Here is a 24,419-nt window from a genome sequence, read left to right as displayed (position 1 = left end):
TCAGGCAGTGGCCGCGTCAGCCAGCGGTGCTGGGGTCGGGGTCTTGTTCATCAGGTGGTTGCGGTAGCGCGGCAAGGCCATGGCCAGAAACACCGAGGCCAGAACCAGCAGCGAGATACAGGAAGCCAGGGCATAGCGCAGGCCTTCGTTGCCCAGGGTATGGGCAAAGCCGTCACTGAGCATGCCGATCAGCAGCGGCCCGACACCGACCCCGAGCAGGGTCATGGCCATTACAAAAATTGCAGTGGCCTGGGCCAGGCGGGTGGCTGGAAACAGATGGGAGATGGCGCCCAGGCAGGGCGTTGCCCACCAGGTGCCAAAAAAGCTGAATACGCAATAAAACAGAAACGCGGTCGGCATGGGTGTGCTGCCCATATAAAATGCAGTGCCCACTGGCCAGAGGAAATACGCCAGACCGAACGGGATGCTGATCAGCGTGCCCAGCAGCGGCACCCCGATTTGCCAGCCCTTGTCGCGACGCACCAGGCGATCACACAAAATGCCGCAGGTCAGGGTGCCGATGGTTGCCCCGGCACCGCCTGCGACCCCGGCCAGCAGGCCCGCGTCCTGCAGGCTCAGGCCGTGGGAGCGGATCAGGAAGCTCGGGCTCCAGGTACCGATGGCATAACCGGCAATGGCAGCCGAGCCGCCGGTGCACACCAGCCAGAGAAAGGACGGTGTCTGGAACAATTCGCGAACCGTGACCAGCCAGTGGTCTTGCGCGACCAGATTGGGGCTGACCAGCATCGCCGGCTTGGGTGCCCGCACGGTAAACAGCAGGATCAACCCGAGCAAAATCCCCGGTGCGCCGATCACCACAAAAGCGAAACGCCAGCCGTAATGCTGGGCAATCCAGCCGCCCAGACCGAGGCCGAAAATCGCCCCCAGACTTGAGCCCAGCATCAATACCGACAGGGCGGTCGAGCGGCGGTCGGGCGGGTAGAGGTCCGAGACCATGGCCATTGACGGCGCGGTGCCCCCGGCTTCGCCGATAGCGACCCCGATCCGGGCGATCACCAGCATGGTGAAGCTGGCGGCAAAGCCGCAGAAAATGGTCATGACGCTCCAGGCAATACAGCTGAAGGCGATGACTTTTTTGCGCCCGATCCGATCGGACAGGCGCCCCAGCGGAAAGCCGAAAAGGGTGTAGAACACGGCAAAGGTCACACCTGAAAGCAGACCTATACCGGTATCGGAAATGCCGAACTCGGCCTTTACCGGTTCGATCAAAATGGCCATCAGCAGCCGGTCTATGTAGTTGAAGATATAGATGGCTGCCAATACGCCCAGTGCGTAATGGGTTCGCCAGGTGGGGCGCAAGGGTATGGACACGACGGGTCTCCCGGTTTTTGTTCTAGTGAGTGAGTTATTCCACGAACCGGCTGGAGGAACATCGTCCATTTAGACCAGCCGGTCATGCACAGAATCTCTCTGGGGATGAAAGCTGTAGATACTCTGTTGCAGGTCAAGCCCTATTGTGGGAGCGAGCCTGCTCGCGAACGACCTTCGCGAGCAGGCTCGCTCCCACAGTTGCAGTGTTTCTGCAGCTGCCGTAGGAACTAGGCTGCTCGTCAGCTGCTACGGTCGTCATCCGCTCTTGAGCTGCTTAGTCCCATCGGACGATGTTCAGCTTTTAGCCGCAGTCAATGATTGCTCCCATACACCGTCCGGGCTTACCGGCGGGCCGACTTCGGGCAGGTGGGAGAACAGGATGAAATTGCTTAACAAAGTGGCGTTTGTAACCGGTGCAGGCCAGGGCATGGGACGAGCGATTGTTCGTCACTTTGCCGAGCAGGGTGCCAAGGTGGTCGCCGCCGACATCAACCTCGATGCCGCGCGTCAAAGCATTGAAGGGCTGGGCGAAAAGGCCCTGGCAGTGTCCTGCAACGTCGCTGACAGCGACTCGGTCGCCACCGCGATGGCTGCCGTGCATGCACATTTCGGCAGCCTTGATGTGCTGGTCAATAATGCCGGTATCGGCTCCATCGATGCCTTCGCACAAACCCCGGACGAACACTGGCAACGAGTGATCGGGGTCAACCTGACCGGGCCGTTTTTCTGCAGTCGTGAAGCGGTGAAGCTGATGCTCGCCGCTGCCACGCCCGGCGTGATTATCAATATCTCCAGCACCGCCGCCCTGACGGGCGAAGGTCCGAGCCATTACTGTGCAGCCAAGGCCGGGGTAATGGGCCTGACCCGCAGTATGGCGCGCGAACTTGCAGGCAACGGCATACGGGTCAACACCATCGTTCCCGGCCCGACCAACACGCCGATGATGGCTGACATCCCGGACGACTGGATGCAAAGCATGCTCAAGGCCATCCCCCTGGGTCGCATGGGTGAAACCGATGAAATCGCTCGCGTCGCGGCCTTTCTGGCCAGTGATGACGCAGCGTTCATCACCGGTCAGAACCTCGCGGTCAACGGCGGCATGGCGTTTATCTGAGTGCCGCGCACAGCAATGGGAGAGCAGATCATGGGTACTCGTTTACAAGACAAAATTGCCTTTATCAGCGGCGCCGGTTCAGGCATCGGCGCGGCGACGGCGTTGCGCTTTGCCGAAGAAGGCGCGCTGGTGGTGCTGTGCGGGCGGCGCATCGAGCCGCTGCAAGCCGTAGCGGCACAGATCCGTGACAGCGGCGGCCGTGCCGAATGCGCGGTGGCCGATGTCAGCAATGAAGCCGCTTATGTCGGCGCCATCAGCGAGACGGCACAGCGCCACGGCCGTCTGGATATTCTGGTCAACAACGCCATGGCCTACAGCTGGGGCGCGATTGACAGCACCTCGACCGCTGACTGGCATTCGAACTTCGCCACCACGGTGGACGGCACCTTTTGGGGAACACGCACGGCCATGGGCCTGATGCGCGCCCAGGGCAGCGGTTCGATCATCAACCTGGCTTCGATCTGCGGGCAGTTCGGTACGCCGTGGATGGCCGGTTACTCGGCGGCCAAGGCCGCGGTGATCAACTTCAGCCGCGCTGCGGCCAGTGAAGGTGCCAGCCACAACATCCGTTGCAACGTGGTCAGCCCGGGTGTGGTCGAGACACCGGCCACGGCAGGCATGCTCACCGATGACAAGACGCGCACCAATACCGAAAAACTGATCCCGCTCAAGCGCGTCGGCCAGCCGGTGGAAGTGGCCAACGCCATTCTGTTCCTGGCCAGCGACGAAGCTTCATACATCACCGGTGCTTGCCTGCCGGTGGATGGCGGACGCAGCAGTGAGCTGTACACGGTATTGGAATAAGGACCCTTTTATGGAACAGAGCGCTTTGTTAGCCCGTCTCGATCGGCTGGAATCGATTGATGAGATCCGCCAGCTGGCTGGTAAATATTCGTTGTCGCTGGACATGCGTGACCTCGATGCCCACGTCAATCTGTTTGCCGAAGACATTCGCGTAGGCCGCGAGAAAACCGGGCGTGCGCACCTCAAGGCCTGGGTCGACGACACGTTACGCGACCAGTTTCACGGCACTTCCCATCACCTGGGCCAGCACCTGATCGAGTTCACCGACCCGGACCATGCCGTGGGCGTGGTGTATTCCAAGAACGAGCACGAGACCGGCCCCGAGTGGGTGACCATGCAAATGCTCTATTGGGATGACTATGAGCGCATGCAGGGGCGCTGGTATTTCCGCCGTCGCCTGCCGTGCTACTGGTACGCCAGTGACCTCAACAAACCGCCGATCGGCACGCAAAAAATGCGCTGGCCGGGGCGCGAACCCTACGCCGGTACGTTCCACGATCTGTTCCCGTCGTGGACCGAGTTCTGGGCCAGCCGCCCGGACAAGGAGCAACTGCCGCAAGTGGCGACAGCGGCTCCGCTCGAGCACTTTCTTGCCACCCTGCGCCGTGGGGCTGGCGCACCGAAAATCCGCGTGCGCTGAGGAAATACCATGAGCATTCTGTTTGAACCCGTGCGCCTGGGTGAGCTTGAACTGGCCAACCGTATCGTCATGGCGCCCATGACCCGCAGCCGCGCCGATCAACACGGGGTGCCGACGGCCGAGATGGTCGAGTATTACCGTCAGCGCGCTTCTGCCGGATTGATTGTCGCCGAAGGCACGGCGCCCTCGGCCAGTGGCCTGGGCTACTGTCGCACCCCGGCGATTTACTCCCCGGCACAAATTGCCGCCTGGAAAGCCGTGACCGATGCAGTGCATGCCGAAGGTGGCCTGATTGTGCTGCAACTGATGCATGTGGGGCGTGCAGCCAGCGCCCACAACAAACCGGCAGGCGCCGCCACGGTAGCGCCGTCGGCCTTGCGCGCCCGCACCCAGCTGTTTACCGACACTGCCGGGATGGTCGATACCGACGAGCCGCAGGCCTTGTCGCCGCACGACATCGAACAGGTCATCGAAGATTACCGCCAGGCCGCACTCAATGCACGCCAGGCCGGTTTTGATGGCGTCGAGCTGCACTGCACCAGCGGTTATCTGCCGATGCAATTCATGGCCTCGGGCAGCAACCGGCGTGAAGACCAGTACGGTGGCAGTGTTGAAAATCGCGTGCGCTTCCCGCAGCAGGTGCTGGCAGCGATGGCTTCGGCTATTGGCCCCGGGCGTGTCGCCTTGCGCCTGTGCCCGGGCAATCCGTTCAACGATATCGATGACGAAGACCCGCTGGCCACCGCAGTTGCCCTGTGCAAGGCCGCCGAGCCGATGGGCCTGGCTTATGTGCATATCATGCGCTCACCGCTGGCGGAACTGGATGCCTTTGCCCTGGCCCAGCGTCATTGCAGCAACGGCCTGATCCTCAATGACGGTTTTGACGGCGAATCGGCACAAGCCGCGCTGCAGGCCGGGCAGGGCGATGCGGTGTCGTTTGCCCGGCACTTTATTGCCAACCCGGACCTGGTCGAGCGCTTGCGCAAGGGCTTGCCCCTTGCCCGCTTCGACCGCAAGACCCTGTACTCACCTGGCCCGGAAGGCTACAGCGATTACCCGCTGGCCGAGGCGGTGGCGCCATGAACGACATGTCCCGCATCAGCACTCTGACGGCAGTCAGACAACAGCCCGTGCCCCGTGATCAGACCCAGGCACTGCTGGATTTGCGTTCTGCGGCCAGCGGCCAGATCAAACCGGCGGACCTGTATACCCTGGCCGACCGTCTTGAAGGGCAGGCCCGGGCATTCCCCGATCGGCCTTTTTTGATCGACGGCGAGCAGCGTATCACCTACGCCGCCGTGGAAGCCCAGGCCAATCGCATGGCCCATGTGTTTTATGCCAAGGGTCTGCGCCCCGGGGATGTGTGCGCGATTGCCATGGAGAACCGTCCGCAGTTCTTCTACAGCTGGTTCGGACTGGTCAAGCTCGGTGTGGTGGTGGCGTTTATCAACACCCAGGTCAGTGGCAAGCCACTGGTGCATGCCTTGCAATCCACGGCGGCCAGGGCGGTGGTGGTGGGCGAAGAATGCCTGGCCAATCTGCTGGGCACTCAAGGTTTGCCCGATGTCCCGCTGTGGCTGGTCAACGATGCACTGAACCCCTTTGACGGCGAGCTGCCGGCCATTGTCGATATTGACTTTGAACAGCACGTCGCCGCTGCCCCGGCCACGGTCTTCGCCCGTGACGTGCGTGCGGCGATTACGGCCGAAACCACCACACTGCTGATATTTACCTCGGGCACCACCGGCCTGCCCAAGGCGGCACGCTATAGCCATATGCGCTGGTTGTCCTCGGGTGACGTGATGGAAGTCACCCTGGGGGCCACCTGTGACGACGTATTTTACTGCTGCCTGCCGCTGTACCACGGCGCGGCGGCCACTTCGGTGACGTCCACGGCACTGCGCGCAGGTGCGAGCATTGTGTTGCGGCGCAAGTTCAGCGTGCGTGAGTTCTGGCCGGATGTGCGCCGCAACCGCATCACCGTGTTTCAGTACATTGGAGAAATCTGTCGCTACCTGCTCAACCAGCCAGTGGTGACCGGTGAGCGCGAGCACAGTTTGCGCCATATGCTCGGTGCCGGGCTCACGCCTGAATCCTGGCAGCGCTGGCTGGAGCGTTTTGGCCCGATCCAGGTGTTCGAGGGCTGGGGTGCCACCGAAGCCAACGCCAACCTGATCAATGTCGATAACTATGTGGGCTCCTGTGGTCGCGTGCCGGACTGGAGCCGCACCAATCTGCGCCTGGTGCGTTACGACGTGGAAAGCGACAGCCATCCGCGGGATGCAAACGGTTTTTACCAGTTGTGCCAACCGGGAGAAATCGGCGAGGCAATGGGCTTTATCGTTGATCACCCGCAGATAGGCGGTGGGCGTTTCGAGGGGTACACCAGTACTGCGGCCAGCGAGAGCAAGATCCGCCGCGATGTGTTTCAACGTGGTGATGCCTATTGGAGTTCGGGTGATCTGCTGCGTTATGACGACGACGGCTATTTCTATTTTGTCGACCGCATCGGCGACACCTTCCGCTGGAAAAGCGAGAACGTCTCGACCCTGGAAGTGGCCGACACCCTGAGTGATATGCCGGGGCTTGAACTGATCAACGTGTACGGCGTGCAGGTACCTGAACACGAAGGCCGTGCGGGGATGGCGGCGATCTTGATGCAGCCCGGGCATAGCTTTGACCCGCAGGCTTTTTATGAGCTGACGCAAACCCGTTTGCCGCGTTATGCCGCGCCGGTGTTTGTACGGGTAACACTGGCGGCGGACCTGACCAGCACCTTCAAGCTGCGCAAGGTTGATTTGCAGCGTCAGGGTTACGCGCCGCAGTTGTTTGCCGATCCGCTATTTGTGCGCGATGAAAGTAGCCGCACCTATCAGCCGTACTCCCTGCAAGTGCTGGCCCGTAACGGTCTGCTGCCGTTTGCAGGTGCCGGCCATGAATGAACTCGACGCTCAAGGCCATCAATGGCGTGACGGCCTGCGCTACCCCTGGCCACAGGCCCCGGCCAGCGGCCAGGTGCAGGAAGTGGCCGAGGGCGTGCTCTGGCTGCGCATGCCGCTGCCGTTTGGCCTTGATCACATCAACCTGTATCTGCTGCGTCATGGTGACGGCTGGGTGGCGGTGGATACCGGGCTGAACAGCGATCAATGTCGCGCCGTGTGGGAGCAGGTGTTTCTCGAAGCCATGGCTGGCTTGCCCCTCAAGGCGGTCATTTGCACCCATTTTCACAGTGACCACACCGGTGTGGTGGGCTGGCTGGCCGAGCGATTTCGTTGCCCGGTGCTGATGACCCATGGCGAGTTCGAGGCGCTGCACCATGGCCCGCCGCGAGCGACGGCACCGGACTGGGCGTTTCTGGATTTTTATCAAAAGGCCGGCTTCAGCGCCGAGCGCGCGACGGCGTTGCTGCCGCTGATCCAGGGCGAGCACTTTCGCCCGCAACTGGTGGCGGGGTTTACCCGGCTGAACCAGGGCAGCCAGTTGACCATCGGCGGGCGGCGCTGGGAGGTGGTGATGGGGAACGGTCATTCACCGGAACACGCCTGTCTGTATGCGCCGGACGATGGTTTGCTGATCTCCGGCGACCAGGTGTTGCCGCGCATCACTTCCACCATTGCCGTGTATGTCAGCGAGCCTCAGGCCAACCCTTTGCGGGACTGGCTGGACTCGATCGAACGGTTGCGCACGATCCCCGACCACGTACTGGTGCTGCCGGCCCATGAACGGCCGTTTTACAACCTGCATCTGCGCCTGGACCAGTTGCGCGACCACCATCGCCAGCACTTGCAGCAGTTGCTGGCAGCGTGCGAACAACCGCGCACCGGGCTGGAAATGATGGCGGTGCTGTTCAAGAAACTGTCAGGCCGTTTCGACGAGCTGATGGCGCTAGGCGAGACGTTGGCGCATGCCAATTACCTTATGGCCGAGGGGGCGCTCGTTCGTGAGGAAGAAGGAGGGCTGCATCGTTATCGACAGGCCCCGACAGGAGTCGTGAAGTTCGACCCGCTTGAGTTGCTTTGAACACAACGCAATGACGCTTGAACCCATCGAAGCGGCCACCGAGTCGCTAATCAGGAGAGGCAGAGTGATCAATAAAAATAACAATAATTGTTCAGGGCAGCGCCCGCACAACTTCCAGGCCAGTGGCCTGGCCGTTGCCGTGGCGCTGGTCTGCAGCCCGCTGTGGGCAGGGGACACCATCGAGTTCGATGACGGCACCACGATTGATTGGTCGGTCACCACCAGCTATGGCATCGGTACGCGGCTGGGCAATCCCAGCGGCCGGTTGATGGGGGTCAACGTCGATGATCCGAACCGCAACTTTGATCAGCACAGCCTCACCACCAACCGGGTGGGCGCGCTGGGCGAAATGATCCTGCGCAAAGACAACTACGGTGCGGTGGTGCGCGCCAGTACCTTTTACGACGATGTGTATCACCGCAAGAATGACAACGATTCACCGGCCACCGTCAACAAATACGGCGACAACGACGAGTTCACCAGTGACACCCGCTACTACAGCGGTGGCCGCACGCGCCTGCTCGACGCTTATGTGTTTGGCGGCTGGCGTTTTGAAAACGACACCATGCTCGACGTAAAAGCGGGTCGGCATATCGAGTCATGGGGCGAGAGCCTTTACTACCCTGGCGTCAACGGCGTGCAGAACCCGTCCGATGCGGTCAAGGCTGCGCAGCCGGGGGTTGAGGTCAAAGAGGTGCTGCTGCCGGTGGGGCAGTTCTCGGCGTCTTACCGGATCAATCCGCAAGTCACCCTGGGCGGTTATGTGCAGTACGAGTGGAAGGGCACCGAACTGCCGCCGGTGGGCAGCTTTTTGTCGACTTCCGACGTGATCGGCCCGGGCCGCGAATTTTTGTATATGGGCGCCAACAAGGTGCCTTACCTGGGCACCGACGAGCCGCGCGACAGCGGCCAGTGGGGTGCTCAGGTCCGCTACCGGCCGATTACCGACCTGGAAGTTTCACTGTTCCATGTCGTGTACCACGACAAAAACCCGGCCACTGCGCTGGTGGGCTGGGACCCGATACCGGCAGGCCCCGGTGGCCTGGCTTACAAGGCCAACGGCTACCGGGTCAAATATTTTGAAGACATCAAACTCACCGGTATCAGTGCCACCACCAAGCTTGGCGAGTACCAGCTTGGTGCGGAGTGGTCGTACCGCGACGGTGCTCCGGTGATGGTCAATACCGGTCTGGGCCCGGTGCCGGCCAAGGGTAAGGGCCAACAGTTCCAGTTGTCGGCCATGCGCATCCTGGGGGACCGCCCCTGGGCCAGCCAGACCACCCTGACCGGTGAGTTTGTCACGGTGCGTGCCGACCACGCCGACGAAACCTCTGCCGCGCCGAACCTTGAAGGTGTGGGCCTGTTGCCGTCGCTGGTGCCGTCCGTGCAACCGTCCGATCAGTACACCTACAAAACGGCCACGGCCTGGCGTACCCGCTCCTCAAGCGCGTACACCGTGGGCGCCTCGTTCAGTTACCCGGGCGTATTCCAGGGCTGGGACCTTGAAGTGCCGTTCACCTTCTCCAACGTATTCAGCGGTGCGGCACCGATGTCGGGAACCATTGCCGGGGTGGCGGGGGACAGGCGCCTGAGTGCGGGTACCACCTTCAAATACCTGGGCAACCTGGAAGTATCGCTCAGGTATATCGGGTACCTGGGCTCCCCCGACCCGATCTACCGCCCGCTGGCAGACCGTGACTACGCCACGTTCTCGATGAAATACACGTTCTGACGACTTGCCTGCCCCTGTGTGGGAGCGGGCTTGCTCGCGATACAGGCACTGAGGTTTTGCAGCAGAACCGCGTCGGTGCCAGCGCGAGCAAGCCCGCTCCCACGGAACGGCCTGATTTGCACTTTTAAAGAGAGAAAACCATGGGTCTTAAAGGTCATGCCGCCATTGTTGGCAACGCTCAGTACAAACCGGAGAAATACGCCACGGCCCCGCGCATGTTCCATCTGGAACAAGTGGCTGACCTGGCGGCCCGGGCGTTACAGGATGCCGGCTTGCAGGCATCGGATCTCGACGGGCTGGTGATCAATGGCCCGCATTTTCATGAAGCCTCAGTGTTCGTCCCGGCCATGGCCGCCGAGTACCTGGGCTTGCGCCTGAATTTTGCCGAAGTGGTCGACCTTGGCGGCTGTACCTCGGTGGGCATGGTCTGGCGCGCTGCCGCTGCGATTGAGCTGGGTTTGTGCCAGGCGGTGCTGTGTGTGCTGCCCGCGCGCATGGCACCCATGGGCCCGGATGAGGACGCCAGCTGGATGGCCCGGGCCATGCGCTTTGGCGGCCACAGCACGGCATTCGGTGCACCCGAAGCCGAGTTCGACTTGCCGTACGGGCATATGGGCCAGAACACCGGCTACGCGATGATCGCCCAGCGCTATGCCGCGCAATATGGTTATGACCCGCGGGCACTGGCAAAAATCGCGGTCGATCAGCGCACCAATGCGCAGTACAACCCAGAAGCGATGTTTTACGGCCAGCCGCTGACCATCGAGCAAGTGCTGGCCAGTAAAAAAGTTGCCGACCCGCTGCATGTACTGGAAATCGTCATGCCGGTGGCCGGTGGAGCCGCGATGATTATCGCCTCCAAAGAGGTGGCAGCACGGGCGCGCAAGCGGCCGTCGTGGATCACCGGTTTCGGCGAGCACCTGGCGTTCAAGTCGCCGTCCTATGCCCAGGACATGCTGCACACACCCATCGGGCCTGCCTCGCAGCGCGCATTCGCAATGGCCGGGCTCAAACCGGCCGATGTGGATGCGGCACAAATTTACGACTGCTACACCATCACCGCCTTGCTGACCCTGGAAGACGCCGGTTTTTGCGCCAAGGGCGAAGGCATGAACTTTGTCCGTGAACACGACCTGACCTGGCGCGGCGATTTCCCGATGAACACCCACGGCGGCCAGCTCAGCTTTGGCCAGGCCGGCGCGGCGGGGGGGATGAGTCAGGTGATCGAGGCGGTGACGCAAATTGCCGGTGAAGCGGGCGAGCGCCAGCTCAAACGCTGCGACACGGTATATGTCTCAGGCACCGGTGGGGTGATGAGTGAGCAGGGCGCATTGATACTTCAGGGAGCATAAATCCGATGTCGAACAACAAACCAATGCCGGTTCCGACCGAGATTTCTGCACCGTTCTGGGAAGGCCTGAAGGCCGAGCGCCTGCTGATTCAGCAATGTGAACGATGCAGCCACTGGGTGTTTTACCCGCGCAGGCACTGCCCGGCGTGCTTTACCCATGCCCTGACCTGGCGTGAAGTCAGCGGTGGCGCGACGCTGTACAGCTTTACCGTGACACGCATCGCGACCCTGCCGGACTTTGCCGATGAAATGCCGCAGATACTGGCGGTGATCGAGCTGGATCAGGGTGTGCGCATCAATACCAATCTGGTCGGGCTGGACGAGTCTGAAGTGAAAGTGGGCATGCGCCTGCAACCGGTATTTGCCGAGGTCGATGCCAAGGGCAACCGGCTGCTGCGTTTTACCGGGCTGGACAAGGATGCCGAGGCGTTGAAGACGCTGCGTACGGTTGAGCAACCGGTGCCAGAAACCGCAGTGCCAGTGCGCCAGATTGCCCTGGATGACGAAGAGGGCCTGCAGGCGCTGGTCAGCGACGAGTTCAGCCCGTGGAGCAACCAGGTGGTGGTCGATCAGGGCCTGATTGACAGCTTTGCCCAGTTATCCGGGGATGATTACTGGATCCACACCGACCCGGAACGTGCGCGCAAGCAAAGCCCGTTTGGCGGCACCATCGCCCACGGTGCGCTGGTGCAGATCCTGCAGTCACGGATGAAACTCAACCTGGGTTACGAGATCACCGGGTTCACCAATATGGTCAACTATGGTTCGGATCGCCTGCGCTTCCCGGCACCAGTGCCGGCGGGCTCGACCATCCATGCGCGGGCCCGGGTCAAGCGGGTAGAGCGGGTCAGAAGCGGTACTCAGCTGACCCTGGAACTCAATACCCATGTGCTGGGCAGCGAGCGGCCGTCGGTAATCAATGAACTGGTGATTTTGTATATGTGATGCCCTGTGGGGGCGGGCGTGCCCGCGATGCTATCGATGCGGTTTTAATGACACGCCGCGCCGCCTGCATCGCGGGCAAGCCCGCTCCCACCGGTTTAAGGCGCCCCACCTGAGCGCTTTAGTCTCAACGGACGATGAACCCCACCCCCATCCTTCCCATACTCCTCCAAGCCAATAAATACAGGCATTGAGGAGCAGGCACATGATCGACATTCGTGGTTTGAGCTACTTCGTTGCAGAGTCTGCAGATCCCGTTCAATGGCAGCGTTACGCCGAAGACGTGCTCGGGATGATGGTCAGCGAAGCACCCGCCGGCGGCTTGTACGTGAAGATGGATGAGCGTCCGTATCGCATGCTTATCGTGCCGGGCGGTGAGTCGCGGTATCTGGCTTCCGGTTGGGAGCTGGCCGGCGAAAAGGCTTTCAACGCCGCGATCGAAGTGCTGGATCAGGCCGACGTCAACTGGCGTCTGGGCAGCGCCGAACAGTGCGATCAGCGCGGTGTGCAAGCACTGCTGCACGTCACCGACCCTTCAGGTAACCGCCATGAATTGAGCTGGGGCCATCGCTCCGATTGCCAGCCCTTTGTCTCGCCCCAGGGAGTGCCGGGTTTTGTCACCGGTGATATGGGCCTGGGCCACACCGTACTGCCCGCGCCAAATTTCGATGCCACCCTGGCGTTTGCCAAGGATGTGCTGGGCTTTGAACTGTCGGATATTTTCAACTTCCGTCCCGATCCTTCGGCCCCACCGATCCGCATCCATTTTCTGCATTGCAAAAACAGCCGTCACCACAGCCTGGCCCTGGCCGAGTACCCGGTGCCGTCCGGCTGCGTGCATGTGATGGTCGAGGTCGAGTCGATGACTGAAGTGGGCCGCGCCCATGACCGGCGCATCGCGCATGACGTACAGCTGTCGGCCACCCTCGGCCAGCATCTGAATGACCGCATGACCTCTTTCTATATGAAAACCCCTTCAGGTTTTGACCTGGAGTATGGCTATGGCGGCTTGCTGGTGGATTGGCAGGACCACAGCGCTTTTGAATTCACCCGGGTAAGCCTGTGGGGCCATGACTTCTCCGCAGGACAGTCGTAAGGAGCACTACATGAACAAGCAAATGACAGCGGCAGACGTGGTCGGCCAACTGCGCGACGGCATGACCATCGGCTTCGGCGGCTGGGGCCCGCGGCGCAAGCCCATGGCGATCGTGCGCGAGATCCTGCGTTCTGACGTCAAGGATCTCACCGTGGTCGCCTATGGCGGTCCCGAGGTCGGCATGCTCTGCGCTGCCGGCAAGGTCAAAAAACTGATTTTCGGCTTTGCCACCCTCGATGCCATCCCGCTCGAAGCCTACTTTCGCAAGGCCCGCGAGGCCGGAGAACTGGAGCTGATGGAACTGGACGAGGGCATGCTGCAATGGGGCCTGCGGGCCGCCGGCATGCGTCTGCCGTTCTTGCCGACCCGTTGTGGCCTGGCCACCGATGTCAGCCGCCTGAACCCCGGGATCAAGCAGGTGCAGTCGCCCTATGCGGATGGCGAGGTGTTGCTGGCCATGCCGGCGCTGAATCTGGATATCGCCTTTTTGCACGTCAACGTTGCCGACCGCCTGGGCAATACCCTGGTAACGGGCCCCGATCCTTATTTCGATCATTTGTATGCCCGTGCCGCCAAACAGTGCTTTGTCTCCTGTGAGCGGATCGAGGAGCGCTTGAACCTGGATGCTGCCCAGGCCCGCTTCAACACCTTCGAACGTTATCTGGTCAGCGGCGTGGTGCATGCACCCTTTGGTGCGCATCCGACAGCCTGCCCGTCCGATTACGGCTGGGACCTTAGCCACTTGAAACGCTACAGCGCCAGCGCTGCCGAAGAAGGTGGCTGGGAAGGTTATGTAGCCGAGTTTGTGACCCCGGGCGAAAGCGCCTACCAGGCCAGCAATGGCGGGGTCGATCGATTGAGCGCTTTGCCGCTGCCCGTGTTTTGAGGAGTGTGGACATGACTGCTACTTGCGAATTTACCCTGGCTGAACTGTTGATCGTGGCCGCCTGTGAAGCCTGGCGCGGTAACGGCGAAGTGATTGCTTCGGGCCTGGGGGTAATCCCGCGCCTGGGCGCGAGCCTGGCCAAACTGACCCATAGCCCGGAACTGTTGATGACCGACAGCGAGGCATTTCTGGTGGAAGAGCCTATTCCCCTGGGGCCGCGTGGAGATTTTGTACCGCGTTATTCGGGTTATCTGTCGTTCGAGCGGGTGTTCGAGTGCGTGTGGGGCGGGCGTCGCCACGCCATGATCGGTCCGACCCAGATCGACCGCTGGGGCCAGACCAACCTGTCGTGCATTGGCGACTACCAAAAGCCCAAAGTAGCAATGCTCGGGGTGCGCGGTTTGCCGGGCAACAGCATCAACCATATCAACTCGTTCTTCGTGCCGTCGCACAACACCCGGGCGTTTGTCGCCGGGGAAGTGGACATGGTCTCGGGTGTCGGCTTCAAGCCCGAGCGCTGGGAAGAGGGCATGCGCAGCGACCTGATGGACATCCGCCTGATCGTTACCGACCTGTGTGTGATGGACTTCGGCGGACCGGATCGCGCCGTACAGGTACGCTCCCTGCATCCGGGCGTGAGCTTTGAAGAGGTACAGGAGAAAACCGGATTCCCGCTGCTCAAGGCCGCCGACCTCAAGCAGACCGTGGCGCCGACGCCGGAGCAACTGGCGCTGATCCGCCGCCTCGATCCCCATGACTATCGCGCCTCTGCGCTCAAGGGCAACCCGCCCGGCATTCGTCAGGCCTGATGGCCAGGAGTTCATATGAGCAGCGACAGCGAATTTGTGCAGCGGGCTGACACCGCTGTGTATGAAACCGAGGACCCGGTGCTTTATGGGGTGGCCGATGGTATCGCCACGCTGACCATGAACCGGCCGACCGTCAATAACGCGCAAAACTCACAGATGACCTACGCCCTGGACGACGCCTTGCGCCGTGCCGTCAATGACGATGCGGTGAAGGTCATTGTGCTGCGCGGCAATGGCAAGCATTTTTCCGCAGGGCACGATATCGGCACGCCGGGGCGCGATATCAACAAGGAATTTGAGCGCGCCAGCCTGTGGTGGGACCACACCAACAAGCCGGGCGGCGAGTACCTCTATGCCCGCGAGCAAGAGGTGTACCTGGGCATGTGCCGGCGCTGGCGCGAACTGCCCAAGCCGACCATTGCCATGGTGCAGGGGGCGTGCATTGCCGGCGGGCTGATGCTGGCCTGGGTCTGTGATTTGATCGTGGCCAGTGACGATGCTTTTTTTCAGGACCCGGTGGTACGCATGGGCATTCCGGGGGTTGAGTATTTTGCCCACCCCTATGAACTGAACCCGCGCATTGCCAAGGAGTTTCTGTTTACTGGCGATCGTATGAGCGCCGAACGCGCCTACCAGATGGGCATGGTTAATCGCCTGTTTACCCGCGAAGGGCTGGAGGCCGGTACCTATGCGCTGGCAGCGGCCATCGCCAAACAGCCGCGCATGGGCCTGGCCCTGACCAAGCAGGCGATCAATCACGTCGAGGACTTGCAGGGCAAGCGTACGGCGATGGACGCGGTGTTTGCCTGGCATCACTTCGCCCATAGCCATAACGAGCTGCTGTCCGGGGACAAGCTGGGCGGCTATGACGCCAAGGCCATGATTGAAGCGAACAAGAGTGCTGCGGGAGAGCGTGGATGAGTGACTATCTGCAAACGGCATTGACCGATGCCCTGGGCTGCCGTTACCCCATAGTGCAAACCGCGATGGGCTGGGTAGCGGACGCCAATCTGGTGATCGCCAGTACCCGTGCGGGGGCCTTCGGTTTTCTGGCCGGAGCGACCATTGCGGCGGATCAGCTGGAGGGCCAAATCCTGCGGGTGATCGAGGCCACGGGGGGGAGTAATTTCGGCCTCAATTTCCATATGTTCCAGGAAAACGCCGCGCAGTGCGTGGACCTGGCCATCAAGTACCGCCTGCGAGCCGTCAGCTATGGCCGCGGCCCCGACCGTCAGACCATCGGGCGTTTCAAAAAGGCCGGGGTGTTGTGCATTCCCACCGTGGGTGCGCTTAAACACGCACTCAAGGCCGTGGAACTGGGCGCAGACATGGTCACCGTACAGGGCGGCGAGGGTGGCGGGCATACCGGGGGCGTGCCGAGCACCATTTTACTGCCGCAGGTGCTGGATGCGGTGCGGGTGCCGGTGATTGCCGCGGGGGGCTATTCCACCGGGCGCGGGCTGGCCGGGGCGCTGGCCACAGGTGCGGCCGGGGTGGCCATGGGCACGCGGTTCCTGATGACCCAGGAATCGCCCACCCCGATCGCGACGCTGGAGCGTTACGTGAAAGTGACCGACCCACAGCAGATTCGCGTGACGACGGCAGTGGATGGCATGCGCCACCGCATGATCGAAAACGCTTTTATCAATCGTCTGGAAAAAGCCGGTGCCTTTGGCCGCCTGCGCATTGCCCTGGGCAGCGCCTGGCACTGGAAGCAACACACCGGCATGAGCCTTGGGCATATGCTCGGTGTATTTGCCAAATCAATAAAAGAAGACCCTGCTGCGCTGTCGCAGACGGTGATGGCGGCCAATCAGCCGGTGCTGTTGCAGCGCTCGATGGTGGATGGCGTACCGGATGAGGGGATTTTGTCCAGCGGGCAGGTGGCCGCTGCCATTGGCGAACTGAAAAGTTGCCAGAGCCTGATCGACGAGATGGTGCAAGAGGCCGAGCGCTGCCTGATAGCGGTGAATGCACGTCATCAGGCAGCGCGCTGTAAGGCGGGGGAAGCGGCAGCCATCTGAAACGGCTGGCTCTGCTGTAATTTAACTTATCTGGATACAAAGCCTGTCCGCTCTGGCCCGTGGGGCAAGCATTCTGATCACTACACTTTTTAATTATTGTGCAGTTCAGGAAGCTGATTTATGCCCCAAGCCTTGCATCGCCATACTCCCTTGCTAACCGCTTATGACCCTCGCGGGCTGGCCATCTGCACGGTGGCCTGTCATCGGCGCACTGCGGCGCAGGAACCTGAAGCGAGGATCAGCCGCCAGGTGTTTGGCCCCAGCGGTTTTTTGACCGAACAGTGGGATCCGCGTCTGGTGGCATTGCGCCGTAAAAATCCGACTACGGAGCCCAATCAGCGCAATCGATCTTCGCTGTCGGGGCGCCTGCTGCGCAGCGACAGTGTTGACCGCGGCGTGCGTATCAGCTTGGCAGGGGCGGGCGGGCAACTGCGCTTTAGTTGGGATGCCCGGGGTACCCGCAGCATCTGGGAATACGATGAACTGCTGCGCCTGAACGCCGTATTCGAACAGGGCGCCGGAACTGAGGTTGCGCATTGTGTCGAGCGTCTGACCTATGCCGACAACAGCGCTGTGCATGCGCGCCAAAATGGCTGCGCCCGGCTGATCCGTCATGACGACCCTGCCGGCACGCTGTGGTTTGAGGGCTATGACCTGCTGGGGCAGGTGACGAGTCAGTCACGGCGATTCGTACGTGACGCATCCCAAGCGCCCAACTGGTCGCCGCAGGCCGGGTTGCGTGAGCAGCACCTTGAATCCCGAAGCTGGCGCACTCAATGGCGCCGTGATGCTGTGGGCCAGTTGGTTGAGCAAATCGATGCCCAGGGCAATCGGCAGCGTATGCGCCATGATGTGGACGGTCTGCTGGCTGCGGTGATGGTCAATCTCGGCAGCGGTCGCCAGCACAGTGTGGTGCAGCAAAGATCCTATAACGCGAGCGGCCAGATAGAAGTTGAACGGTCGGGCAACGGGGTAGTGCGTGCCCTGGCCTACAGCCCGTTGGATGACCGCCTACAGCAACTGAAAACATGGCGCACCAGTAATCCGGGTGAAGCCTTGCAGGACTTGAACTATGTCTATGACCGGGTTGGCAATGTGCTGAGTATCCGTGATGCGGCGCAACCTGTGCTGTGGTCTGATAATACCCGGCTGCAAGCATTGAGCACTTATACCTACGACTCGCTCTACCAGCTGATAGAAGCCACGGGCCGTGAAAACGCCAGCAATCTCAATGGCCCGCAGCTGCCCGTTGCTGCGGGCCTGGGTGCGACCAACGTTCAGCGTATGCGTAACTACCGTCAGTCGTATACCTACGATGCAGGCGGCAATCTTGCCCGGCTGCAACACATGCCCAGCCACGGTTCTGGCTATACGCGACAGATGAACGTGGCTGACCACAGCAATCACGGCCTTGAACAAAAGTCGGGGCTGCCCGCCCGCCCCGGGCTGGCAAGCGGCTTTGACGCGAATGGCAACCAGCAGGTACTCGAACCGGGGCAGTGGCTAAGCTGGACCCTGCGCAATCAATTGCAGCGAGTTACCCGTGTCACACGTCAGGACGGTGCCAACGATGATGAGGCCTATGTCTACGACAGCAGCGGGGCAAGGGCGCTTAAAATCAGACAGTCCCATGGCCATCGTCAGCCCCGTCGTGAAGAGGTGTATTACTTGCCCGGTCTCGAAGTCCGGCGCAACAGCGCCACGGGCGAATGGGTGAATGTGCTGATGGTGGTCGGTGATCTCAATAGCGCGAGCATATTGCAGTGGGAGAAGGGGCGCCCCGAAAGCATCGATAACGAACACATGCGTTTGAGCCTCTCGGACCATCTGGGCTGCAGCATGCTGGAGCTGGATGGCTCTGGGCGGTTACTCAGTCAGGAAAGCTACTACCCCTATGGAGCCACTGCCTGGTGGGCGACGAAAAATACCCTTGAAGCCCGTTATAAATTTATTCGCTATTCGGGCAAGGAGCGCGATGCCAGCGGGCTTTACTATTACGGCTTGCGGTATTACGCACCGTGGCTGGCGCGCTGGATCAGCGCCGATCCGGGCGATGATATTGATGGCATGAACCTGTACGCGATGGCGCTGGGCAATCCCGTCGGCAGGGTCGACGAGCAGGGCCTGCTGAGTTCGGAGGCGGCTATTGGCCGGTTTGCCGGATTGCACTCGGCCATCTCCGGGCTGTCCAGGCAGATCAGGTCGCGGTGGCAGGCTTCGAGTGCCGCCGCGATTCGTGATGGGCTGGCAACCTGGATCAGTAATGTTGTCGGGGTGGGGGTCGACCTGGCCCTGTTTGAGGGTCGTCAACCGACTCACGGGCTCAATGTTGCCTTGCGAAGTACGGTAAATGCCATTGATGCACTGGCTGTCATGCACATGGGTACCGGGCTTTTTGCAAACTTGACTCACTGGAGCCCCTTTATCGGTTTTATTGCCGCAAACGTTACGCACAGGGGCTTTGAAATGCGAGGTGCCAGCGAGGGGGCGGGTTCTGATGAGGTTTGGGATCCCGTGGCTCGAGTGAGGCTGGCGGGGCATGTGCGCTCACTTACACGTGAAGTCCTGCAGCAGACCTTGAGAGGTTACGGTGACAGCGTGTCCTGGGGCCAGACCCCGGTAAGCTCCAGAGTCATGCGAACGATGATGAGCGCAGGTGCCTATGGCCTGGCTACTGTTCCCAACGCGGTCTATGGTCAGTTTGTGCCAGGGCCACTGCAGCCGAATATAGCCCCTGTGATCGAGGCTTATGACGGGGCGGCGGGTACTTACATTCGCGCAGGCCATCAATCTGCTCAGCTGGATCGTCACGTGAATACGCTGCAGATCCCGCCAGGGATGGCCACGTTTCATGGAGGCATGAGCAGGATGTTCAATCAGACGTGGGTTTACTGGGCCGGGGTCGGGATCGAGGCCATCGCCGCGTATGTCACAGGTTCGCCGATAGCGCAGCAAAGTTCACGGGCCAGGGCCTGGGTGGGGGCTGCCAAAGGGGCGGTATCGGCACTGACCGAGGTGCGTGGGCTTTTGCTGCAAACGGCCAGAAGTGGTTACAACAGCCTGTTCAAGCGTTGGAGACCGGTCAAGCACTGATGATGGATAACCTGCGGCGGCGGGCCTGTTCGCGATGATAGTGCTCCGGTTTGGTGTGATACGCCACGCTGTCTGAGGCTTGCCAGATCATCGTGGCAGCGCTTGGTATCAGGACAGAAATCCGCCATCTACATTCAGCGAGATACCCGTGGTGTAGCTCGATGCATCGCTTGCCAGATACAGCACAGCCCCGGCCATTTCGCCGGGGGCGGCGACGCGTTTGAGCGGGATGTGTTGCAGGGCGGTCTTGAGAATGGCGTCGTTGCTGACCAGCGCCGAGGCAAACTTGGTGTCGGTCAGCCCCGGTAGTAACGCATTGCAACGAATGCCGAACCCTGCACATTCCTTGGCAAACACCTTGGTCATATTGATCACCGCTGCCTTGGTCATCGAATACACACCCTGGAACACTCCCGGCGATACGCCGTTGATCGAGGCTACGTTAATGATGCTGCCGCCGCCGTGCTCACGCATCAGCTTCCCTGCCTCCACGGACATAAAGAAATAGCCGCGAATATTTACATCGACGGTTTTCTGGAAAGCGCCAAGGTCGGTGTCCAGTACGTTGCAGAACTGCGGATTGGTCGCGGCGTTGTTGACCAGAATATCGATGCGGCCAAAGTCTGCGCGTATGCGCGCAAAGGTCTGAGTGATCTGTTCCATTTCGCCAATATGGCAGGCGATGGCAGTGGCCTTGCCGCCCTCGGCGATGATTGCATCGGCCACTGGCTGGCAGCCTTCGAGTTTGCGGCTGGAGACAATGACGTGGGCACCTTGTTGGGCCAGCAGCCTGGCAATGGCTTCACCGATGCCGCGGCTGGCACCGGAAACAAAAGCGATTTTGCCATCAAGGTCGAACAGTTGAGTCCTGGACATGTTGATTCCCTGTTATCTGGGGCTTAGAGGCTGGAGCGGCGAATGACGTTGAGGCTCATCTGCTCCAGCAGCGCGTTCATTTGTATGAACTGGGCAAAACGTTTGTCTGCGGTCTGGCCGTGGTAGTAGCGGTAGTAGATCTGTTGAACGATACCCGCCAGACGAAACAGGCCGTAGGTGTAGTAGAAATCGTAGTTGTCTATCTGAATCCCGGAACGCTCGGCGTAGTAATCCACAAATTCGCGGCGGGTCAACATACCCGGAGCGTTGCTCGGCTGGCGCCGCATCAGTTGCACCGGTGCTGGGTCATCCGCCTCGATCCAGTAGGCGAGGGTGTTGCCCAGGTCCATCAGCGGATCACCTAGCGTAGTCAGCTCCCAGTCCAGCACGCCGATGATCTGCATCGGGTTGGCGGGATCGAGGATCACATTATCAAAGCGGTAGTCGTTGTGAACGATAGCCGGGGTCGGGTAGTCGGCTGGCATTTTGGCGTGCAGCCAGTCTTTTACTGCGTGCCAATGGGGTGCATCCGGGGTCAGGGCCTTTTCGTAGCGCTCGCTCCAGCCGCTGATCTGGCGCTGCACGTAGCCTTGCGGCTTACCCAGATCGGCCAGGCCGCAGGCGTTGTAGTCAACGCGATGCAACTCGACCAGTTTGTCGATAAAGCTCTTGCACAGGGTTCGGGTGGCGTCGGCGCCCAATGCCAGTTCCTGCGGCAGATCCGAGCGCAGGATGATGCCCCTGACCCGTTCCATGACATAGAACCCGGAGCCGATCAGACTTTCGTCGGAGCAGTGGGCGTAGGCCCTGGGGCAGTAGGGGAAGGCGTCCTTGAGCTGATTGAGGATGCGAAACTCGCGGCCCATGTCGTGCGCCGATTTGGCCTTTTGGCCAAAGGGCGGGCGGCGCAGTACCAGCTCTCGAACCGGGTATTCAATCAGGTAAGTCAGGTTCGAGGCGCCGCCGGGGAACTGGCTGATCGCAGGTTCCCCCACAAGGCCAGGAATATTTGCCTTGAGGTAAGGGTCAATGCGGCTGGCGTCGAGTTCTTCGCCGGTGCGGATGCGGGTGGACGAGTCGGTAAGCGCCATGTTTATCTCTTCTGTTTATAGTTGAGGCCTGACAACATTCGCTAATCTAATGGGCGGCCCGGGTCTCGACAAGTCGGCTGCTGCCTTAATAGGCAGGGCTGTTAGCAGGGGATCAGCGTCTTTGATGGCCACTGCCTCAATAAACCGCAGGGCAAAAAAAACCGAAGCGCGTGGGCTTCGGTTTTCGGTGCTGCGTGTGGCTTAGGCCGGGAACAGCTCGCTCAGTTTCATGGCCAGCATCATGTCGCCTTCAGCGCGCAGTTTGCCGCCCATAAATGCCTGCATGCCATCGGTTTCGCCGCTAACGATGCCTTCCAGGGTCTCGCCGTCCATCACCAGGGTGACCTGGGCGTCAGGGTTTTCACCTTCTTTGAGTTCACAAGTGCTGTCTTTAACGATCAGCGAGAAGTGTTTATCTTCATCGATGCGGAAACCAAAAACCAGGTCCAGGCCTGCAGCAGCGGCTGGGTTGAATTTGGCTTTCATTGCTTGAACGGCATCAGCTACAGAAGTCATGGTTCGATCCTTATATAGGGTGGAGTACGGCGGCCCGAAGGCCACGGTTGCCGACGCTCAACGATAGGTGATGAGTGACGGCGTCTTCAACAGTTGCAAATGCACATGACTGTTGAAGGAAGCCAGGGTGACCTCGCGGCCATGAAACTTGAGCTGGCTGAGCGAGGTATTGACGATTTGCCAGCCGAGCTTGAAGGCATCGGTGGCCGGAATTCGGGTCAATAGGTGGACCAGGGCCGTAATGGTGCCTGCAGAAGTGAACACGACAATGTTCTGCTGGCCCTTGGCAAGGTCGAGCAGGCGGTTCAGTCCGCCCTGCACCCGTTCGACAAAGCCCAGCCAGGTTTCCAGTCCAGGGGTATCGTAAGTGCCACTGAGCCAGCGCTCGATGATCAGTTCGAAAATGCGCTGGAACTCTGCCGGATTGTGGGCGGCATTGTTCATCGCCGTCAGGGCCTCTGGCTCGTCCGGCAGCAAGCCGGGAAGCAGGGCATCAAGGATGGCGTAAGCATCGAATTCGTTGAAGGCAGCGTCTGTTTCCAGTGTAGGGGCGGGCAGCCCGGCGGCGTGCAGTTGTGCCAGGGCATGGCGTGCGGTGTCTTGCTGACGTGTCAGATCACCGGCCAGGCAACGGTCAAAGCGCAAATCCAGTTCGGCCAGATGCTGACCGGCAATTTGCGCCTGGTGCACGCCCAGTGGTGACAACTTGTCATAGTCATCTGCACCAAAGGAGGCCTGGCCATGTCTGATCAAATAGATGCTGCCCACGTGCGCGTCATTCCTGAGCACTGAAAGTCAGGCGAGGTTAGGAGGATGGCAAGTGGCTGTCAATGAAAAAACATACGCTTGTTTGAATTGCTGCCAATGCCCCTGATCAAGGTGTTTCACGGCTGGCAGGCCCCGGTTGGCGTCGGTATGCTGGTTGCCATTGCGCGGCCCTGACCCTCGGGCTGCAATCGTTTTCAAGGAGAGGCTGTGGAATTTCTTGCCGAGTACGCCAGTTTTCTGGCTAAAACCGTGACTCTGGTGGTCGCCATTGTGGTGGTGCTGGTGACTGTTGCTGCATTGCGTGGCAAAGGGCGCCGTTCTACCGGGCAATTGCAGGTCACCAAGCTCAATGATTTCTACAAGGGCCTGCGTGAACGCCTGGAGCAATCGCTGCTGTCCAAAGACCAGTTCAAGGCACTGCGCAAGCAGACTGCCAAGGCCGACAAAAAACTGAAAAAACAGCCAGAAACCAAGGCAAATGTCTTCGTGCTGGATTTTCACGGTGATATCAAGGCTTCGGCGACAGAAAGCCTGCGCCATGAAATTACTGCCTTGCTGACCCTGGCCAGGCCGACTGACGAAGTGGTGCTGCGTCTGGAAAGTGGTGGTGGCATGGTGCACAGCTATGGCCTTGCGTCGTCGCAATTGGCACGTATCCGTCAGGCAGGCATTCCGCTGACGATCTGCATCGATAAAGTTGCTGCCAGCGGTGGCTACATGATGGCTTGTATCGGCCAGAAGATTATCAGTGCACCGTTTGCAATTCTGGGTTCCATCGGTGTGGTGGCGCAGTTGCCCAACGTCAATCGCCTGCTCAAAAAGCACGACATTGATTATGAAGTGCTGACGGCGGGCGAGTACAAGCGAACGCTTACGGTATTTGGCGAAAACACTGAAAAAGGTCGTGAAAAGTTCCAGCAGGACCTGGATATCACCCATCAGCTGTTCAAGAACTTCGTGTCCAAGTACCGCCCGCAGCTGGCGATTGATGAAGTGGCGACCGGCGAAGTGTGGCTGGGCGTTGCTGCGGTCGATAAACAGCTGGTCGACGAATTGAAAACCAGCGATGAGTATTTGTCCGAGCGGGCCGCGAATGCACAGCTGTATCACCTGCACTATGCCCAGCGCAAAAGTTTGCAGGAGCGTGTGGGGCTGGCTGCCAGCAGTTCGGCGGAACATGTTGTTGACTCATTGTGGAGTCGTTTGACCCAATCACGTTTCTGGTGATTAGTCAGGCGCTGTTGTAAGTTTTACAACAGCGCCTGCGTCTGTGTCTGGTGCGGTAGTTAATTATCGTTTAAAACATGTTTTTTAATAAATAACCT

21 protein-coding genes are annotated in these 24,419 nt (G+C 60.4%); 16 read left to right on the top strand and 5 right to left on the bottom strand.

What is annotated here, in order from left to right:
* Complete coding sequence (locus EQV96_RS02490) at positions 1 to 1,332, bottom strand: MFS transporter (RefSeq protein ID WP_095020041.1); 1,332 nt, start codon at positions 1,330 to 1,332, stop codon at positions 1 to 3.
* Positions 1,333 to 1,711: 379 nt separating this feature from the next.
* Here EQV96_RS02490 and EQV96_RS02485 point away from each other — a divergent pair, with 379 nt between their 5' ends.
* The 15 genes from EQV96_RS02485 to EQV96_RS02415 all read left to right on the top strand — a co-directional run bounded on the left by EQV96_RS02485 (position 1,712) and on the right by EQV96_RS02415 (position 19,843).
* Positions 1,712 to 2,446, top strand: coding sequence for a 3-oxoacyl-ACP reductase family protein (locus EQV96_RS02485; protein WP_095000425.1), 735 nt, complete (start codon positions 1,712 to 1,714; stop codon positions 2,444 to 2,446).
* 30 nt (positions 2,447 to 2,476) lie between these two features.
* Positions 2,477 to 3,250: an SDR family NAD(P)-dependent oxidoreductase gene (locus EQV96_RS02480; protein ID WP_095000424.1), complete on the top strand. Its 774-nt coding sequence runs from the start codon at positions 2,477 to 2,479 to the stop codon at positions 3,248 to 3,250.
* Positions 3,251 to 3,260: 10 nt separating this feature from the next.
* Positions 3,261 to 3,890 carry a nuclear transport factor 2 family protein gene (locus EQV96_RS02475; protein WP_095000423.1) on the top strand — a complete coding sequence of 210 codons (630 nt, stop codon included), beginning with the start codon at positions 3,261 to 3,263 and terminating at the stop codon, positions 3,888 to 3,890.
* A gap of 9 nt (positions 3,891 to 3,899) precedes the next feature.
* A complete protein-coding gene (locus tag EQV96_RS02470; RefSeq protein WP_095000422.1) occupies positions 3,900 to 4,973 on the top strand; it encodes an alkene reductase in 1,074 nt (357 codons plus the stop codon).
* Entirely contained in the window at positions 4,970 to 6,832 is a 1,863-nt protein-coding gene (locus EQV96_RS02465) for a long-chain-acyl-CoA synthetase (protein ID WP_095018043.1), read from the top strand. Before EQV96_RS02470 ends, EQV96_RS02465 begins: the two co-directional genes overlap by 4 nt.
* Complete coding sequence (locus EQV96_RS02460; protein ID WP_240881214.1) at positions 6,825 to 7,910, top strand: MBL fold metallo-hydrolase; 1,086 nt, start codon at positions 6,825 to 6,827, stop codon at positions 7,908 to 7,910. The genes EQV96_RS02465 and EQV96_RS02460 overlap by 8 nt, the downstream gene beginning before the upstream one ends.
* 64 nt (positions 7,911 to 7,974) lie before the next feature.
* The gene (locus EQV96_RS02455; RefSeq protein WP_095000419.1) at positions 7,975 to 9,642 is read left to right on the top strand and encodes a DUF1302 family protein; all 1,668 of its coding nucleotides are present in this window, start codon (positions 7,975 to 7,977) and stop codon (positions 9,640 to 9,642) included.
* Positions 9,643 to 9,782: 140 nt separating this feature from the next.
* The gene (locus EQV96_RS02450; protein ID WP_240881213.1) at positions 9,783 to 10,994 is read left to right on the top strand and encodes a thiolase family protein; all 1,212 of its coding nucleotides are present in this window, start codon (positions 9,783 to 9,785) and stop codon (positions 10,992 to 10,994) included.
* Positions 10,995 to 10,999: 5 nt separating this feature from the next.
* Positions 11,000 to 11,938 (top strand): OB-fold domain-containing protein, encoded by a 939-nt coding sequence (locus EQV96_RS02445; RefSeq protein WP_095024749.1) that lies wholly within the window; start codon positions 11,000 to 11,002, stop codon positions 11,936 to 11,938.
* 202 nt (positions 11,939 to 12,140) lie between these two features.
* On the top strand, positions 12,141 to 13,031 hold the full coding sequence (locus tag EQV96_RS02440; RefSeq protein ID WP_095000416.1) for a VOC family protein: 891 nt from the start codon (positions 12,141 to 12,143) through the stop codon (positions 13,029 to 13,031).
* Between the two features lie 10 nt (positions 13,032 to 13,041).
* Positions 13,042 to 13,917 carry a CoA-transferase gene (locus EQV96_RS02435; RefSeq protein ID WP_095000415.1) on the top strand — a complete coding sequence of 292 codons (876 nt, stop codon included), beginning with the start codon at positions 13,042 to 13,044 and terminating at the stop codon, positions 13,915 to 13,917.
* An 11-nt stretch (positions 13,918 to 13,928) separates the two neighbouring features.
* Positions 13,929 to 14,726, top strand: a complete 798-nt coding sequence (locus EQV96_RS02430; RefSeq protein ID WP_138738049.1) for a ketoacid CoA transferase — start codon at positions 13,929 to 13,931, stop codon at positions 14,724 to 14,726.
* Positions 14,727 to 14,741: 15 nt separating this feature from the next.
* Positions 14,742 to 15,647, top strand: coding sequence for an enoyl-CoA hydratase (locus tag EQV96_RS02425; protein ID WP_095000413.1), 906 nt, complete (start codon positions 14,742 to 14,744; stop codon positions 15,645 to 15,647).
* On the top strand, positions 15,644 to 16,750 hold the full coding sequence (locus tag EQV96_RS02420; protein ID WP_095000412.1) for a nitronate monooxygenase: 1,107 nt from the start codon (positions 15,644 to 15,646) through the stop codon (positions 16,748 to 16,750). Before EQV96_RS02425 ends, EQV96_RS02420 begins: the two co-directional genes overlap by 4 nt.
* 120 nt (positions 16,751 to 16,870) lie before the next feature.
* Complete coding sequence (locus tag EQV96_RS02415; protein ID WP_240881211.1) at positions 16,871 to 19,843, top strand: RHS repeat-associated core domain-containing protein; 2,973 nt, start codon at positions 16,871 to 16,873, stop codon at positions 19,841 to 19,843.
* A gap of 108 nt (positions 19,844 to 19,951) precedes the next feature.
* Here EQV96_RS02415 and EQV96_RS02410 read toward each other — a convergent pair whose 3' ends face one another.
* From EQV96_RS02410 to EQV96_RS02395, 4 genes are all read right to left on the bottom strand, one after another.
* Entirely contained in the window at positions 19,952 to 20,719 is a 768-nt protein-coding gene (locus tag EQV96_RS02410; protein WP_095018034.1) for an SDR family oxidoreductase, read from the bottom strand.
* 23 nt (positions 20,720 to 20,742) lie between these two features.
* Entirely contained in the window at positions 20,743 to 21,810 is a 1,068-nt protein-coding gene (locus EQV96_RS02405; RefSeq protein WP_240881210.1) for a phosphotransferase family protein, read from the bottom strand.
* A 201-nt stretch (positions 21,811 to 22,011) separates the two neighbouring features.
* Positions 22,012 to 22,326 carry an SCP2 sterol-binding domain-containing protein gene (locus EQV96_RS02400; RefSeq protein ID WP_095000408.1) on the bottom strand — a complete coding sequence of 105 codons (315 nt, stop codon included), beginning with the start codon at positions 22,324 to 22,326 and terminating at the stop codon, positions 22,012 to 22,014.
* A gap of 57 nt (positions 22,327 to 22,383) precedes the next feature.
* Positions 22,384 to 23,094, bottom strand: a complete 711-nt coding sequence (locus tag EQV96_RS02395; protein ID WP_133144533.1) for a histidine phosphatase family protein — start codon at positions 23,092 to 23,094, stop codon at positions 22,384 to 22,386.
* A 207-nt stretch (positions 23,095 to 23,301) separates the two neighbouring features.
* Here EQV96_RS02395 and sohB point away from each other — a divergent pair, with 207 nt between their 5' ends.
* Positions 23,302 to 24,321, top strand: coding sequence for a protease SohB (gene sohB / locus EQV96_RS02390; protein ID WP_095000406.1), 1,020 nt, complete (start codon positions 23,302 to 23,304; stop codon positions 24,319 to 24,321).
* Positions 24,322 to 24,419: the final 98 nt, after the last annotated feature.

This window comes from Pseudomonas sp. TMW22080 (genome assembly GCF_022496745.1).
Taxonomy (GTDB): domain Bacteria; phylum Pseudomonadota; class Gammaproteobacteria; order Pseudomonadales; family Pseudomonadaceae; genus Aquipseudomonas; species Aquipseudomonas bubulae.
This window is presented reverse-complemented; position numbering and strand designations above follow the sequence as displayed.

Coding starts and splice junctions, on each gene's coding strand:
- EQV96_RS02485 (WP_095000425.1), top strand. CDS start 1,712: ATGAAATTGCTTAACAAAGTGGCGTTTGTAACCGGTGCAGGCCAGGGC.
- EQV96_RS02480 (WP_095000424.1), top strand. CDS start 2,477: ATGGGTACTCGTTTACAAGACAAAATTGCCTTTATCAGCGGCGCCGGT.
- EQV96_RS02475 (WP_095000423.1), top strand. CDS start 3,261: ATGGAACAGAGCGCTTTGTTAGCCCGTCTCGATCGGCTGGAATCGATT.
- EQV96_RS02470 (WP_095000422.1), top strand. CDS start 3,900: ATGAGCATTCTGTTTGAACCCGTGCGCCTGGGTGAGCTTGAACTGGCC.
- EQV96_RS02465 (WP_095018043.1), top strand. CDS start 4,970: ATGAACGACATGTCCCGCATCAGCACTCTGACGGCAGTCAGACAACAG.
- EQV96_RS02460 (WP_240881214.1), top strand. CDS start 6,825: ATGAATGAACTCGACGCTCAAGGCCATCAATGGCGTGACGGCCTGCGC.
- EQV96_RS02450 (WP_240881213.1), top strand. CDS start 9,783: ATGGGTCTTAAAGGTCATGCCGCCATTGTTGGCAACGCTCAGTACAAA.
- EQV96_RS02445 (WP_095024749.1), top strand. CDS start 11,000: ATGTCGAACAACAAACCAATGCCGGTTCCGACCGAGATTTCTGCACCG.
- EQV96_RS02440 (WP_095000416.1), top strand. CDS start 12,141: ATGATCGACATTCGTGGTTTGAGCTACTTCGTTGCAGAGTCTGCAGAT.
- EQV96_RS02435 (WP_095000415.1), top strand. CDS start 13,042: ATGAACAAGCAAATGACAGCGGCAGACGTGGTCGGCCAACTGCGCGAC.
- EQV96_RS02430 (WP_138738049.1), top strand. CDS start 13,929: ATGACTGCTACTTGCGAATTTACCCTGGCTGAACTGTTGATCGTGGCC.
- EQV96_RS02425 (WP_095000413.1), top strand. CDS start 14,742: ATGAGCAGCGACAGCGAATTTGTGCAGCGGGCTGACACCGCTGTGTAT.
- EQV96_RS02420 (WP_095000412.1), top strand. CDS start 15,644: ATGAGTGACTATCTGCAAACGGCATTGACCGATGCCCTGGGCTGCCGT.
- EQV96_RS02415 (WP_240881211.1), top strand. CDS start 16,871: ATGCCCCAAGCCTTGCATCGCCATACTCCCTTGCTAACCGCTTATGAC.
- EQV96_RS02410 (WP_095018034.1), bottom strand. CDS start 20,719: ATGTCCAGGACTCAACTGTTCGACCTTGATGGCAAAATCGCTTTTGTT.
- EQV96_RS02405 (WP_240881210.1), bottom strand. CDS start 21,810: ATGGCGCTTACCGACTCGTCCACCCGCATCCGCACCGGCGAAGAACTC.
- EQV96_RS02400 (WP_095000408.1), bottom strand. CDS start 22,326: ATGACTTCTGTAGCTGATGCCGTTCAAGCAATGAAAGCCAAATTCAAC.